Annotated in this window: 14 protein-coding genes; 3 read left to right on the forward strand and 11 right to left on the reverse strand. The window is 52.4% G+C overall.

All coding sequences use genetic code 11. The features are described 5' to 3' along the window. Nucleotides 1-7: 7 nt before the first annotated feature. From atpB to V7028_RS09020, 8 genes are all read right to left on the reverse strand, one after another. The gene (atpB, locus tag V7028_RS08985) at nt 8-868 is read right to left on the reverse strand and encodes a F0F1 ATP synthase subunit A (RefSeq protein ID WP_334119747.1); all 861 of its coding nucleotides are present in this window, start codon (nt 866-868) and stop codon (nt 8-10) included. A 2-nt stretch (nt 869-870) separates the two neighbouring features. After that, nucleotides 871-1,221: an ATP synthase subunit I gene (locus V7028_RS08990; RefSeq protein WP_334119748.1), complete on the reverse strand. Its 351-nt coding sequence runs from the start codon at nt 1,219-1,221 to the stop codon at nt 871-873. Nucleotides 1,222-1,353: 132 nt separating this feature from the next. Next, complete coding sequence (locus V7028_RS08995) at nt 1,354-2,235, reverse strand: ParB/RepB/Spo0J family partition protein (RefSeq protein ID WP_334119749.1); 882 nt, start codon at nt 2,233-2,235, stop codon at nt 1,354-1,356. A gap of 21 nt (nt 2,236-2,256) precedes the next feature. Continuing rightward, on the reverse strand, nt 2,257-3,033 hold the full coding sequence (locus V7028_RS09000; protein ID WP_334119750.1) for a ParA family protein: 777 nt from the start codon (nt 3,031-3,033) through the stop codon (nt 2,257-2,259). A 30-nt stretch (nt 3,034-3,063) separates the two neighbouring features. Further along, complete coding sequence (gene rsmG / locus V7028_RS09005) at nt 3,064-3,741, reverse strand: 16S rRNA (guanine(527)-N(7))-methyltransferase RsmG (RefSeq protein WP_334119751.1); 678 nt, start codon at nt 3,739-3,741, stop codon at nt 3,064-3,066. Continuing rightward, nucleotides 3,738-5,690: a tRNA uridine-5-carboxymethylaminomethyl(34) synthesis enzyme MnmG gene (gene mnmG / locus V7028_RS09010; protein WP_334119752.1), complete on the reverse strand. Its 1,953-nt coding sequence runs from the start codon at nt 5,688-5,690 to the stop codon at nt 3,738-3,740. The genes rsmG and mnmG overlap by 4 nt, the downstream gene beginning before the upstream one ends. 289 nt (nt 5,691-5,979) lie before the next feature. Beyond that, complete coding sequence (locus tag V7028_RS09015) at nt 5,980-6,783, reverse strand: TSUP family transporter (protein WP_442918720.1); 804 nt, start codon at nt 6,781-6,783, stop codon at nt 5,980-5,982. A gap of 99 nt (nt 6,784-6,882) precedes the next feature. Beyond that, entirely contained in the window at nt 6,883-8,724 is a 1,842-nt protein-coding gene (locus tag V7028_RS09020; protein ID WP_334119754.1) for a phosphoenolpyruvate carboxykinase (GTP), read from the reverse strand. A 261-nt stretch (nt 8,725-8,985) separates the two neighbouring features. Here V7028_RS09020 and V7028_RS09025 point away from each other — a divergent pair, with 261 nt between their 5' ends. Continuing rightward, nucleotides 8,986-9,591, forward strand: a complete 606-nt coding sequence (locus V7028_RS09025; protein ID WP_334119755.1) for an MOSC domain-containing protein — start codon at nt 8,986-8,988, stop codon at nt 9,589-9,591. 15 nt (nt 9,592-9,606) lie between these two features. Here V7028_RS09025 and V7028_RS09030 read toward each other — a convergent pair whose 3' ends face one another. Together V7028_RS09030 and V7028_RS09035 are read right to left on the reverse strand one after the other, a co-directional pair. Next, a complete protein-coding gene (locus V7028_RS09030) occupies nt 9,607-10,635 on the reverse strand; it encodes a hypothetical protein (protein WP_334119756.1) in 1,029 nt (342 codons plus the stop codon). A 24-nt stretch (nt 10,636-10,659) separates the two neighbouring features. After that, a complete protein-coding gene (locus V7028_RS09035; RefSeq protein ID WP_334119757.1) occupies nt 10,660-10,935 on the reverse strand; it encodes a TIGR03643 family protein in 276 nt (91 codons plus the stop codon). Between the two features lie 67 nt (nt 10,936-11,002). Between V7028_RS09035 and V7028_RS09040 the strand changes: the two genes are divergently transcribed. Beyond that, a complete protein-coding gene (locus tag V7028_RS09040; RefSeq protein WP_334119758.1) occupies nt 11,003-11,464 on the forward strand; it encodes a DUF1499 domain-containing protein in 462 nt (153 codons plus the stop codon). 120 nt (nt 11,465-11,584) lie between these two features. Continuing rightward, entirely contained in the window at nt 11,585-13,963 is a 2,379-nt protein-coding gene (locus V7028_RS09045) for a PAS domain-containing protein (RefSeq protein ID WP_334119759.1), read from the forward strand. A gap of 6 nt (nt 13,964-13,969) precedes the next feature. Here the strand turns inward: V7028_RS09045 and V7028_RS09050 are convergent, their stop codons facing one another. Continuing rightward, nucleotides 13,970-14,458 (reverse strand): hypothetical protein, encoded by a 489-nt coding sequence (locus V7028_RS09050; RefSeq protein ID WP_334119760.1) that lies wholly within the window; start codon nt 14,456-14,458, stop codon nt 13,970-13,972. Between the last annotated feature and the right edge of the window lie 64 nt (nt 14,459-14,522).

Below are 14,522 nucleotides of genomic sequence, written 5' to 3' on the forward strand. Positions count from 1 at the left end.
AAATCGATCAGTGGCTCTGATGTGCCTGGCCAATGTAGATCAAGGTCAACATCATGAAAATGAAGCCTTGAAGCAACACGATCAGAATGTGGAAAATTGCCCAGATTGTTCCGGCCAACACATGGCCCAAGAAGGCAAACGCACCACCCATGGACAACGCAGCAGCGCCACCCAGCAAAGCGATCAGCATGAACACCAATTCGCCTGCATACATGTTGCCGAACAATCGCATGCCCAAGGACACGGTTTTCGCAGCAAACTCAATCAGATTCAACAAAAAGTTGGGAATCCACAGCAGTGGGTTGGCACCAAAGGGTGCGCAGAACAGTTCGTGCACGAAGCCGCCAGCACCCTTGATCTTTACGGAGTAGTAAAGCATCAGACACAACACACCCAAGGACAAGCCCAGCGTGCCGTTCAGGTCGGCTGTGGCCACCACGCGTATGTAGGGCTCGCCGGGGCTGGCTGCGTAGCCAAGTTGGTACATCAGTTGGCCCCAGGCCATTGGAATCAGGTCTACAGGGATCAAGTCAAAGGTGTTCATGACAATAATCCACAGAAACACGGTCAATGCCAGTGGGGCAATGAAGGTGCGGTCGCCGTGCACAATGGATTTGGATTGGTTTTCAACCATTTCCACCAACATTTCGACGAAACCCTGAAAGCGGTTCGGCACACCAGAAGTGGCTTTGGACGCTGCTTTGCGCAGAAAGAAAATAACAAGAAGACCTGACAGGATGGAAAAAAACATCGTGTCGAAGTTGATCACTGAGAAATCGACGATAAATTTTTGCTTATCGGTAGCGAAATGCTGCAAGTGATGGACGATGTACTCTGAGGGCGTTTGCCCGTGCTCGGAAGATGCCATACTTATCTCAAGAAAAATGCCAAAAAATAGCTTTTGAGGGTGACGATCGCTGTGAGGATCAAGGACCACCAAACAATGTTCGGGTCAACTTGACTCGCTACAAACATGATCGCGATTGTTGCGCCAACCTTCAGGAATTCTCCGGCCAAAAACACAAAGGTTCCGCCCATGGGGGTTTTACTGCCCAAGGCCAGCCGTGCGGCGAACAATGTGCTCGGCAACGCGACGGCGACGAAACCCCATGCAGCAGATTGCGCGTGAACAGGAGACACCAACCACAGGAGGAGGCACGTAGCCACCCCGACGACCCATTGGAGTCCAACTATTTTCCACATTTTTTGCTGCACCGCCACATTTCGCCTTTTCCGGGTACGTATTTCCCCGTAAGGCGCACGTGTTTTTGACAAACCGCCAGATTATAGGGGTTTGTACAGCCCTTCGTCAAACAAAAACGGCTTATTTTTCACACCGATTTGGTGCAAAAGTTAAAGGTCTTCCTTGGGAAAGCCGATGCGCTCCAGCACACCGTCCAATTCGTCCAGACTGTTAAATTTGATAGTAACACTGCCTTTGCCATTTGGATTGGCTTTTAATTGAACCGCACTGGCCAACCAGTCTGCCAAACCTTCTTCCAGGCGACGCACGTCCGCTGTTTGCCTGGGCTTGCTGGCCACCCGATCATTGTTGCTGGCCCAGTCATTGACCAGTTTCTCGGTTTCACGCACCGACAAACGCTTGTTGACCACTTCATTAGCACACGCGATCTGCTCAGCCGCGGTCAAAGCCAGCAAGGCGCGGGCATGGCCCATTTCAACATCACCAGCCAACAACATGGTTTGAACCGGCTCGGCCAGGTTCAACAAGCGCAACATATTGCTTGTTGCACTGCGGGACCGACCAATGGCACGTGCTGCGTCTTCGTGGGTCAGGTTGAATTCCCGAATCAAACGCTGGACGCCCAGCGCCTCTTCCAATGGATTCAAGTCTTCGCGCTGAATGTTTTCGATCAGCGCCATGGCCAGGGCAGACTCATCGGGAACCGCACGCACCAACACAGGGACTTCTTCAAGACCCGCTATTTTTGATGCACGGAAGCGACGTTCGCCAGCGATAATTTCATACTTTCCCGACCCGACAGGTCGAACCAGAATAGGCTGCATGATGCCCTGGCTTTTGATGGACTCCGCCAACTCCATGAGCGACGACTCATCCATGCGGGAGCGCGGCTGGTATTTGCCAGCCTGCAGCTTGCCCAGAGGCAGCGTCATGACTTGTTCACCCATGTCTTTGTTGACGTCGTCACCAGAAGGTCCCAATAGCGCTTCCAGCCCCCTTCCCAGGCCTTTTGTACGTTTAATCGCGTTCATATTTTCTTCTATTGAATGTGGTTAGGCTGCAATGGGCAAGCCCAGGCGTTCAACCATTTCATTGGCGAAATCAAGATAGGCCCTGGCACCCTTGCTGGATTTGTCGAACAGCACACCAGGCACACCATAACTGGGCGCTTCGGCCAAGCGGACATTGCGTGGAATGATTGTTTTGAACACCTTGTTGCCGAAATGCTTTTCAAGCTGGGCGGAAACCTGTTGGGCCAAGGTCATGCGGGGGTCGTACATCACCCGCAACAAACCAATAATGGTCAGGTTCGGGTTCAGGTTCTTGCACACCTGCTTGATGGTGTTCACAAGGTCGCTCAAACCTTCCAGGGCATAGTATTCACATTGCATGGGAATCACCACGCCATTGGCACAGCACAGGGCATTCAAGGTGAGCAGCGAAAGGGCCGGCGGGCAATCGATAAGAATGAAGTCGTACTGGCTGTCCACCTCGGAAATGGCTTCGCGCAGTTTGATCTCGCGATCCTCAAATTCAACCATTTCCACTTCGGCACCGGCCAGTTCACGGTTGGCTGCCAGCACGTCGAAATCGCCTTCAGCGCGCACGGTGGCCTCTGCCACACCCACCATGCCAACCAGCACCTGGTACACCGTGTGTTTGACGCTGCGCTTGTCGATGCCGCAACCCATGGTGGCATTGCCTTGCGGATCCAGGTCAACCAACAACACGCGCTGCTTGGCCATGGCCAAACCGGCAGCCAGATTCACCGCAGTGGTGGTTTTTCCCACGCCACCTTTCTGGTTGGCAATGCAGAACACTTTCGCCATCTTCTTGTCCTGTGAATGAATCTTCCGATTCTAGCGTTTAATCAGGAACAAGTGCCTTGTCTCGTCCAGGAATGGCACTTGAATTGGGTGCAAGGCTTCAATTCGCCAGCCTGCGGGCACGTCCTTGTCCACTTCCGCCCGGCCCTTTAAGGCAGCAAACTGTCCGTTTTCGGCCAGCAGGTGCTGGCCAAGCACAATGAAATTGTCGATGCTGGAAAAAGCGCGGGAGCAAATCAGGTCGAACCGCGTATTGGGTTGATACTCCTCTACCCGGCCATGTACTGCCTGTGCGTTCCTCAAGCCCAGGCTGGCAATTGCTTGCTGCATGAATGCCGCCTTTTTCTGAACGGTGTCGATCAGCGTGACCTGCCAGTTGGGCTGGGAAATCGCCAATACCAGACCGGGTAAGCCCGCACCGGCGCCCACATCCAGAATTTCGGCGTGTGGCGTGGCCTGTAACGCGAAAGAAATTTCGGGCAGCACGGCCAGTGAATCAAGCAAATGGTGCGTGATCAATTCACGGTTGTTGCGAATGGCGGTGAGGTTGTACACCCGATTCCATTTCTGGATAAGCTGCCCGTATTTGAATAACTGATCATGCTGATTGGCATTCAAACCCAAACGCAGTTGTGCAATGCCGTCATTCAGCAGGGTTTGGTCTGAAGACCCCAGGGTTTCAGACTTTGATTTTCGGTGAGCTGAATTCAAGCAACCTGCTCCGAGGTTCCATCAGAGGATTTGGACACACCAGTGCTTCGATTCAGCAAGTCACGCTTCTTCAGGTGCACAAGCAACAGCGAAATTGCCGCGGGCGTAATGCCTTGAATACGCCCCGCCTGTCCAATGGTTTCCGGCTTGTGCATGTTCAGCTTTTGTTGCACTTCCTTGCTTAGGCCGTTTACACCGGCATAGTCGAAATCGGTTGGCAAGCGAATGGATTCATTGCCCAGCCCCCGTTCTACTTCAGCCTGTTGGCGCAGCACATAACCTGCGTACTTCACTTCTATTTCCAACTGGGAAATCAAATCGCTTTGCTGCAAGGGGTCGACCATAGCCAGCTCGCCATCCTCTTTGCTCAGGGTACTCAAGTCTTGATAACTCACGTCCGGGCGTTTCAGCAGATCATACAGGTTGTATTCACGGTCAATGCCTTTGTGCAGTACGCGCTCGGCTTCAGCCTGCGCCACAATTTTCGGGTTGATCCACGTGGAACGTAGTCGCTGCTTTTCCAACTCCACTGCGTCCCGCTTTTCAGAAAACGCCTTCCAGCGAACATCGTCGACTAAACCCAGCCTCCGCCCAATCGGGGTGAGGCGTTGATCGGCATTGTCCTCACGCAGGCTTAAACGGTACTCTGCGCGGCTGGTGAACATGCGGTAAGGCTCAGCCACGCCCTTGCTGGTCAAGTCGTCGACAAGCACGCCCAAATAGGCCTCGTCTCGACGCGGAGTCCATTGGTCTTTGCCCTGCACCATCAATGCGGCATTGACACCAGCCAGCAAGCCCTGGGCTGCGGCTTCTTCGTAACCTGTGGTGCCATTGATTTGACCCGCAAAGAACAAGCCTTCAATTGCTTTGGTTTCAAGCGTGGTTTTCAGTGCGCGCGGATCGAAATAATCGTACTCAATAGCATACCCAGGGCGCATGATGTAGGCGTTTTCCAAACCCTTGATGGAATGCAGCAGGTTCAGCTGCACATCAAATGGCAACGAAGTGGACACGCCGTTTGGATAATATTCGTTGGTGGTCAGGCCCTCGGGTTCCAGAAAAATTTGATGTGATTCTTTGTCAGCGAAGCGATGAATTTTGTCCTCAATCGACGGGCAATAACGCGGACCAACACCTTCAATCACACCGGTGTACATGGGGCTTCGGTCCAGGCCACCACGGATAATGTCATGGGTTTTCTGGTTGGTGTGCGTGATCCAGCAAGGCAACTGCCGCGGATGCGTGGCGGCATTGCCCAGATAGGAAAACACAGGCACAGGATCCAGATCGCCGGGCTGCTCCTGCATCACCGAGAAATCAATGCTGCGACCATCAATGCGTGGGGGCGTTCCCGTTTTCAATCGCCCTTGTGGCAATTTCATTTCTTGCAGACGCATGCCCAAGCCAATCGAAGGGGGGTCCCCTGCCCGGCCTGCAGAATAATTTTGTAAACCCACGTGAATTTTGCCGTTCAGGAAGGTACCCGCTGTAAGCACAACTGCCTTGGCCTTGAACTTCAGGCCAATCTGCGCAACGGCCCCACACACCCGATCACCGTCCAACAACAGGTCTTCTACAGACTGCTGGAAAATGCTTAAATTGGGCTGATTCTCCAGACGCGTGCGTATGGCTTGGCGATACAACACACGGTCGGCTTGTGCGCGGGTTGCCCGCACCGCAGGACCTTTGGAGCCATTGAGAATTCTGAACTGAATACCCGCCTCGTCCGTGGCAATGGCCATGGCACCACCCAATGCATCCACTTCTTTCACCAAATGGCCTTTGCCTATGCCACCAATGGATGGGTTGCAGGACATTTGCCCCAGCGTTTCGATGTTGTGCGTTAGCAGCAGTGTTTTGCTTCCTGCCCGGGCAGCAGCAAGTGCGGCCTCGGTACCAGCATGGCCCCCACCAACCACAATGACATCAAACTCTTCGGGATAAAACATTCCTCACTCCTGGCACCGGGTGCCGGAATCCAACACGGGATTCAAAATTCAAATGCCGAGATCAAGATAATTGATTCGGCGACAATGGCGCAATTATATGCCTCAGCAAGAATTTGCCCAAGTGAACATGTTTCACGTGGAACACAAAAGTGACAAGCATTTGCAAAGGCGGAGAAACGGCAAAGCGAACTTCGCAAACGCCGCTGACTAGAGATGGCAATCGCGGCCAGTGCTGATGTGTTGCAAACCACCCAAACCACCAATCACCAACCATGTTCCACGTGGAACATCACACCCCAACCCAAGCTTCCACATACGGCCAATAACTGTCGTAACTCGTGCGTAATATCAACAAGAACACCACCGTCAAAAGCGCCTTGCGCACAAACCCGGCGCCCTTGCGAATAGCCAAGCCTGCCCCCACTCGGGCACCCGCCAAATTGAAAACCGCCATCAACAGACCCAAAGCCACAATCACATGCCCAGCTGGCGCAAACCAAGCCAGCGAAGCCAGGTTGCAAGCAACATTCACCATCTTCGCACCTGCCGTGGCAGCCAGAAAATCAAAACCAAAAAACACAACGAAGGCCACCATCAAAAATGATCCTGTGCCAGGCCCAAAGAAGCCGTCGTAAAAACCAATCGCCAAACCCACACAAGCACCAAAGAACCTTTCCCGATTTTTGTCCAGTTTAGGTGCATGCACACTGCCCAGGTCTTTGCGCAAGAAGGTGTAAATGGCCACAGCAAACAACAACAAGGGCAACATCAATCGCAACACTTCGGTCGAAACCTGCGTCACGATGTAAGCACCACAGAAAGCGCCAATCAACGCCATTACTGTGGCTGGCAGCACCGCATTCCACGGAACTTGAATGGCCCTGGCGTATTTGTAGGCGGCAAAAGTTGTACCAACCACACTGGAAATTTTATTGGTGCCCAGCAACGTGGCATGCCCCTGGCTTGGCAGTAAACCAAACAAAGCGGGGATCTGGATCAAACCACCCCCACCTACCATGGCATCAATCAAGCCTGCAGAAAAAGCAGCCGCACACAACAAAACCAAAACCCACAACTCGATGCCATCGAACATGAAAATAATTTCCGAAGAAAAGAAAACGGGCGCCTTGTGGGCGCCCGCCATAGGACTCATTCCGGTGTATCAGAAAAAAGTCAAAACTTTCAAACCAAATCAGGCAGCAAGACGACTTGCAATTTGCGCCTTGGTTTCTTCCAGCTGTACTGGCAGGTTGTGCTTTAGCTTCTCAAACAACTCGGCATGAAGGTTCAACTCTTCCAGCCAGGCCGCTTTGTCAATTGCTGTGATGGAATCAAACTGCTCTTTGCTGAATTCCAAACCGTCCCAAGAAATGTCGTCGTAGCTTGGTGATGTGCCAAACACGTGATCAATGCCCCTGCCCTTGCCCTCAACGCGCTCTAGCGCCCAGGCCAATACACGCATGTTCTCGCCAAAACCCGGCCAGATGAACTTGCCTTCTGCGTCGGTGCGGAACCAGTTCACGCAGAAAATGCCGGGTAACTTCGCACCGGTTGATTCCAGCTTCTTGCCCAGATCGAGCCAGTGCTGAAAGTAATCGGACATGTTGTAGCCACAGAATGGCAGCATGGCAAACGGGTCACGACGAACCACACCTTGCTGGCCAAACGCGGCAGCCGTGGTTTCTGAACCCATCGTTGCCGCCATGTATACACCCTCAACCCAATTGCGGGCCTCGGTAACCAAAGGCACGGTAGTTGAACGGCGACCACCAAAAATGAACGCGTCAATTTCAACGCCAGCCGGGTTGTCCCAGTTGTTGTCAATCACGGGGTTCTGTTCCGCAGCCACGGTGAAACGGGCATTGGGGTGTGAAGCCTTGCGACCACAATCGGGGGTCCAGTCTTGACCTGTCCAGTCGACCAGGTGCGCTGGTGCTTCCTTGGTCAAACCTTCCCACCACACATCACCGTCATCTGTCAGGGCCACGTTGGTGAAAATCACATTGGCATTCAAAGAGGCCATGCAGTTGGAGTTGGTCTTGGTGTTGGTGCCGGGGGCCACACCGAAATAACCCGCCTCGGGGTTGATCGCGCGCAGCCTGCCATTGACATCTGGCTTGATCCAGGCAATGTCGTCACCGATGGTGGTAACGGTCCAGCCCTTCATGGAAGCAGGTGGAATCAACATGGCGAAGTTGGTTTTACCGCAAGCGGACGGGAAGGCAGCAGCCACGTGGTATTTCTTGCCTTCAGGGTTTGTTACACCCAGAATCAGCATGTGCTCGGCCAACCAACCCTGGTCACGACCCATGGTGGAAGCAATACGCAGGGCCAGACACTTTTTCCCCAGCAGGGCGTTGCCGCCGTAACCGGAACCATACGACCAGATTTCGCGTGTTTCAGGATAGTGAACAATGTACTTGGTGGTGGGGTTGCAGGGCCATGAAACATCTTTCTGGCCTGCTTCCAACGGTGCGCCCACGGTGTGCACGCAAGGTACAAACTCACCGTTTTCGCCCAGCACGTCGTACACGGCTTTGCCCATGCGCGTCATCATGCGCATGTTCGTAACCACATAGGCGGAATCAGACAGCTCAACGCCGATGTGGGCGATGGGGCTGCCCAAGGGGCCCATGGAAAATGGAATTACATACAAGGTGCGACCACGCATGGAACCCTTGAACAAACCATTCAAGGTGGCGCGCATTTTCGCGGGGGCTTCCCAGTTGTTGGTGGGGCCGGCATCTTCTTTCTTTTCAGAACAGATGTAGGTGCGATCTTCCACTCGGGCAACGTCTGAGGGGTCAGACCAGGCCAGGTAAGAATTGGGGCGCTTTACCGGGTTGAGTTTGCGCAGTGTTCCTGCTTCAACCATTTCTGCGCAAAGGCGTTCGTACTCTTCTTGTGAACCATCGCACCACACAATATTCTTGGGCTCGGTAAGGGCTGCAATTTCTTGCACCCAAGCCACAAGCTTCTTGTGCTTGACATACGACGGCACGGTCTGGCTGACCATAGACAGCACTGCACTCATGCTAAAACCTCCAGATAGACAAATGTAATTCTTTTGTGCGGGGGGCTTTGGCGCGTTGCTCTACAGTGTGACCGGAACATGACACCAAGCGCACGGGCGATCGATGTGTCGCTTATCCGCAAACTTAGCCCTCGAGTTTAACATGTTGTAAGCAAACAGAAATAAGTTTTTCCTATAAGTTCAATCACCTAATCGCATGCCGTGTTTGCTTTCCGGCACAGGCCATGTAAAGTGGCAACACGGCATTACTACGGAATTCCCATGAAGTTGATTGCAATTTGCACGGGCCTGGTTGCCCCGCTGGTGTATCGAACTGCGTCTGGCGCCATCAAAACAGAGGCCAGCGGCATCAAAAAACAAGCGGTCAGCACCGAAGAAAACCCTTCAATGATTGAACTCAAAAAACTCGGTCTTGAAGGCGATGAACAATGCAATTTGTCCGTACATGGCGGCATGGACAAAGCGGTGTACATGATGCCCGCCGAACACTACGATTTCTGGAAGGCGCGGCGTGCGGAAAAAAACCTGGACACCGACCTACCCTGGGGGTTCCTCGGCGAAAACCTTGTGGTGGAAGGATTGAACGAAAACTACGTTCGAATCGGTGATGAATTTGAATTGGGCGCGGTTCGCTTGCGCGTGACAGACCCACGTGAGCCCTGCCACAAGTTTGCCATCCGCATGGGGTTCGGTGCTGCACCCAAACAGATGATTCAACAGGGCAACTGCGGCTGGTACCTGCGTGTGGTTCAAACCGGCAAAATTCAGGCGGGTATTGCACTAAAGCACTTTGCAAATCCGCACGGCAAAACCGTCATCGATTCATTCCGGCTGAAAACCCAGAAAGGGCAAATGGATTTGCTGTAACAACCAGGCACCGCGCTAAACGGCGTGCTGTTTTTTCCATGCCTTGATTTGGGTTTTCGCCGCCGGCGTGCCCAGCCTCGCCAACTTGTCGATCCACACCGGGTTGGGGTCATACCCGTGGTGAATCACCGCCAAGGCAAGTGCCTCTTCGTCCCAGCCATCTTCGGCATACAGATCAAACAGTACATCGGCCAAAACCGGGCTGCGCGGTAAAGCACGCATCCATTGTTCCGCCTGCACAATGGCATCGCGTGAACGCCCGGCATCACGCAGCATTCGAACAGCCGCCACGGCCTCAAAGTCGTCGACTGCCGATTTTCTCAACAACTCGGCCAACAAGCGCTTTTCTCCGAGGTGCTCCAGCAACGCACGCAACCGAAGCCTGCGCCATCTTTTATCGAACGACCGCCAGCTCACATTGCTGGTCGGCTGCATCTCATTCATGTCGTTGATTTCAAGCTCGACCAAGCCCAACACGGTGTGCCTGTCGCACAAGGCAATCTGCTTCCACCACCAGGACGGATCCACCAGACCTGCCTGGTCCAGCATGGCCACGGGGTAGACCAAATGCGCCCGCTCAATCGAATTTTCAACTCGGCTTGACACAATGCTTAACCAGTCTCGCGTAAATTCGCGAACCGCTTTGAGCAGCAGGCCGTGTTTGTCGTCTGCCCCCTCGCAAATCGTCAGAAGTTTCTGCAAACCGTGTGCGCCCAGGTCCACCAGCAAGTTAGGGTCGGATGTGCGCAGTAATTCTGATTGCAACCAGCCATCCAGAACCTGCGTTCGAATGGCAATTTTTTCACAAGACTGCGCAGACGGGCACCGGGCCTGACCCACAAAACGATTGATTAATTGTTTGAGCTGGCGGGTGCGCGTTTTCACATCGCCCCCATCGTCAACATCCATCAGCTCGCAACTGGATTCCAGAAACTGCAGTGCCCGATGCAGGTCGGGCATGTGTTGTGCTGCGCCCCCCAACCACAACAGCCATTCCTGACCACCCCGGAAAGCCAATGCCGATGTGTGAAGCGTTTTGGTCATGGAAACACCCTCAAATTCAACGGCCTAGCTGCGCCGTATTTTGTAGTGTGCGGGTGCATATGCCCTGGATTGCACGAAACCGCGCAACTTGAGGTGCTTGGTTTTGCGGCCGGTTACCCGTTCGCGCCACATCCGAAAGCTGCTGACTTTCATATTGGCACGCATCAGTTCGATTGTTTGGGATTCATTCAAACCAAACTGAAGTTCGATCGCCTCGAAGGGCGTTCTGTCTTCCCAGGCCATCTCAACGATGCGGGAAATTTCCTCATTGGACAACTTAAACTGCAAAGACTTGGACATCGGATCTCGCTGACCGCTACACTGGTGAAAATTCAATAATTAGTATATGACAGAAGGGGACTTTTCCGTGAAAAGAGCATTGCTCGGTTTGATTATCCTGATCACAGTGGTGATTGTTGCATTCTTCGCCATGGGTCTTTATTCAGAGACCGGTTCCGCACCGGGACTTGCCAACGGACAACTTTCAAGTTGCCCCAGCAAACCCAATTGCGTAAGCAGCGAAAGCGCGCCTTCCGACAATCATTCGATCGCCGCAATGACCATCACACCAGCCATGGGTGAAGAACCGCTGCTGAAAGTGAAGGAAGTGGTGGAGCTTTTGGGCGGCGACGTAAGCTACGCCGACGCCAATTACATGGCGAGCACCTTCACCAGTGAACTGTTCGGCTTTGTGGACGATGTTGAGTTTCGTGTGGATCAGGGCAGCGGCCTGCTGCATGTACGCTCCGGATCGCGGGTGGGTTACAGCGATCTGGACGCAAATCGCAAACGCGTGGAACAGATACGCCTGCTTCTAAATGCAAATTAAGACAAATTCCCACCAAACTCCTCTATTTATTTGTGGGTAGTTCAAATGTGTAGTCCCTCATACGGGTGACAAAGTGTAAAGTGAGCACAGACAGAAAAGCAGGACGGAGACACTTCCAAAATGAGCAGTCCAAAAGAAATTAACGAGGCGGTACGGCTGACAGAGCTGTATCAACTCGATATTCTGGACACGAACAATGAAGAATATTTTGAAGCCTTGGTGGATCTGGGTATTTCCGCATTCAACAGCGCTTTTTGCTTCATTGCGTTTGTTGATTCTACCAGGCAGTGGTTCAAGGCCAAACGCGGATTCGACATCAAAGAAATACCCCGAGACCTGTCCATCTGCTCTCAAACGATCAAACAGAACGCACCCAACGTAATCAATAATTGCCTTGAGCACCCCGAGTTGAAAACCAATTCACTGGTCATCGGCGATCCCCATGTGCGGGCGTATTTGGGTGTTCCAATTCAATCCCTTAACGGCAACAATGTTGGCACCTTTTGCGTGCTAGACAATGCACCACGGTCATGGAGCAAAGCGGAAATCGCGATTGCATCGGCCTTGAGCAAACTGGTTGAACACAATCTTGTTGAGCGCGCAATTAAAATCAATGAATCAAACGAAGTGAATTCAGTACCCCCACAATTACACACCAATCACCAGGGCCTGGGCAGTTGGAAAAGTGCCAGTCAGAATGAACAAATTGAGTTGTCTCCGTCCATGGAAAAATGGCTGTGCCTGTCACAAACCCGACTTGTTCAGGCAAAGTGGTTCTTCGACTTGCCAGTGGCTGAAGACAGGGACACAGCAAGCAAAGCCCGGCTTGAACGAACAGGCAATCCATTTGTTTACCGTGTCCGCTTGCCCAGTGGCGACATTGTCCGCTTTGAAGAACAGGTGTACGACAACGGCAACCCGGATGACCAGCGCCTGTTTGGATTGGTCAAGAAGATCAATGAAGTTTGTACCGCGCCCATTGAAATAAACCCCGCTGTCGACGAGACCGATTCGCAACGCATGGAAATCCAGGTTGATTTGAAGCGTTTTCCAAAGTCGTTTCTGCGCGAAACGGTGAGGGGAAAATTGTCGCTGGACCATCAAGGCTTTATCACCGGGCTGGCAAGTGCCAGTGAACAGGACATCACCAAAATCAGACAAAAGGAAAATTTTGTTGATTTGCTTTACAAAGAAGACCAGGAAACATTCCGGAAAACGCTGGCGCAATGCTTGAAAAACAATTCGCCCAGCGAGGCATGGGTTCGCCTGAATATTCATGACGACCGCACTTGGCTGCGAATGGAGCTGAACCCGAAAAAACGGTTTACCGCATTTAACAAACCCTCGGTGGATGCCGTATTCACCGCGCTGATCAACAAGTCCTCGTCAGCGCAAAAATCCATTTTTGATGAAAGTCTGCTGAACCTGACAGGCACACTGGGCAAGGTGGGTGGCTGGTATTACCATCTTGAAAGTGGCTCACTGAAAACCACAGACATGTTGCGCGAGGTGCTGGGGATCAGCAAGGATTCCCTTCATTCGGTCTTCCACCTCAGTTCCATTTTGTCGAGACTCTCGGGTAGAAATATCGCCGTGTTGTTCATCGAATGCATCAACAACCGGAAACCGGCAAGCCTGGAGTTTGAAGCGTCACAAACGGACGAGAAAAAGAAATGGTTTCGCATCATGATTCGCCCATCCGTTGGCGACGATGGTGTGCCCATGGGTTTGTACGGTTCCATCGCCGACATCTCGGAGACCAAGCGGGTTGAACAGGCGCTGGAAAAGAACCTGCTGACCTACAACCTGATCGTAGACAACCTGACAGACGGGCTCATTGAAATAGACTCAAACCTGAATGTCAGTTTCGTCAACCGCAACGCCAAAACATTGCTGCAGAAAGACCGCGAGCTGTTTGTGCATGCCATGCCGCTGGAGGAATTGATCCCGGACCTGGACAAAGTCCAGTTCGCCGCCTTGCTTGAATCTGTCAACAAAGTCGGGGTTTCAAAATCTGTTGAACAATTTGTGGGATTCATCAAACGCTGGATTTCGCTTCGTGTTTTTAAATCAGGATCGGGTTACACCATCCTGATCAAAGACATAACCAAACGAAAAAACCAGAGCAGCGATTTGTACATGCTGAACTCCGCGATCGAACAGATCCGCGAAATCATCATTGTGACCAACGACATCCGGAAAACCAAAGAACCATTTGGCTTGCTTTATGTGAACTCGGCCTTCGAGACATTTGTGGGGCAAGGCAGAGACAAATGGCTGGGACGCAACCCGTATCATTTGATTCACGGCCGCATACCCACACGCCACTATCGGCAACTGCTGGTTGCGTTTTTGAGCCGACAGAAAGTTCTAGTAAAAACCGAATACGAAGTCAACCCTGAACACAAGGTGACTTGTGACATTCTGATTTCTCCGTTTCTGGACACAGCACGCAACGCGCCGTGCTTCCTCATCGTATTCCGGGTATTCGACAACTAGGCAGACTCAAACCAGGGTGGCACCCAAACTCAGATTCTGGGTGCGTGGCGCAAACACCATGCAGTGAATGGTTTTGACCAGATTGCTCATGGTTGAGGAAGTGTCTTTGCGCAAAAACCTGGCCTTTTGAAGCGCATCTGAACGGTGTTCGGTCAGGCTTTCGGCCAACTCCAGGCTTTCCAGATTACACGACATGTAAGACACGGGCACCACATGTACATAACGACTGTAGAAAGCCAGAATGTCTTGCAAATCATCGTGTGCATTGTCGGGGAAATGAAGATCAGACAGCACCGCGGCGGGCAATGCGCGGCGGCCCTGCTCTGCCTCGCCAAAGGCTTGGCGAATGTCAGCGAACCGTTCAAACACGGTCAGTGAAATTGAGAAATAGGTGACCTTGGCGATCTCCTCAATCGCTTCTTCAACCACCAGGCGATAGAAAGGAGAATCCTCAGCAACCCACACTTCCAACAGTTTTGATCCGGATTCAATCACAAAAATCACCTAGCCAATCGGCATTAATACTTAATGATGTTAGGTTAGTGGATGACCCGTGGCA

This window comes from Limnobacter sp., from assembly GCF_036846585.1.
In the GTDB taxonomy this organism is placed as follows: domain Bacteria; phylum Pseudomonadota; class Gammaproteobacteria; order Burkholderiales; family Burkholderiaceae_B; genus Limnobacter.

Bases quoted from the DNA above. Each gene is read 5' to 3' on its own strand.
- V7028_RS09025 (WP_334119755.1), top strand. From the start codon at position 8,986: ATGAAGTTGATTGCAATTTGCACGGGCCTGGTTGCCCCGCTGGTGTAT.
- V7028_RS09045 (WP_334119759.1), top strand. From the start codon at position 11,585: ATGAGCAGTCCAAAAGAAATTAACGAGGCGGTACGGCTGACAGAGCTG.
- V7028_RS09020 (WP_334119754.1), bottom strand. From the start codon at position 8,724: ATGAGTGCAGTGCTGTCTATGGTCAGCCAGACCGTGCCGTCGTATGTC.
- V7028_RS09030 (WP_334119756.1), bottom strand. From the start codon at position 10,635: ATGACCAAAACGCTTCACACATCGGCATTGGCTTTCCGGGGTGGTCAG.
- V7028_RS08995 (WP_334119749.1), bottom strand. From the start codon at position 2,235: ATGAACGCGATTAAACGTACAAAAGGCCTGGGAAGGGGGCTGGAAGCG.
- V7028_RS09015 (WP_442918720.1), bottom strand. From the start codon at position 6,783: ATGTTCGATGGCATCGAGTTGTGGGTTTTGGTTTTGTTGTGTGCGGCT.
- mnmG (WP_334119752.1), bottom strand. From the start codon at position 5,690: ATGTTTTATCCCGAAGAGTTTGATGTCATTGTGGTTGGTGGGGGCCAT.
- V7028_RS09035 (WP_334119757.1), bottom strand. From the start codon at position 10,935: ATGTCCAAGTCTTTGCAGTTTAAGTTGTCCAATGAGGAAATTTCCCGC.
- atpB (WP_334119747.1), bottom strand. From the start codon at position 868: ATGGCATCTTCCGAGCACGGGCAAACGCCCTCAGAGTACATCGTCCAT.
- V7028_RS09000 (WP_334119750.1), bottom strand. From the start codon at position 3,033: ATGGCGAAAGTGTTCTGCATTGCCAACCAGAAAGGTGGCGTGGGAAAA.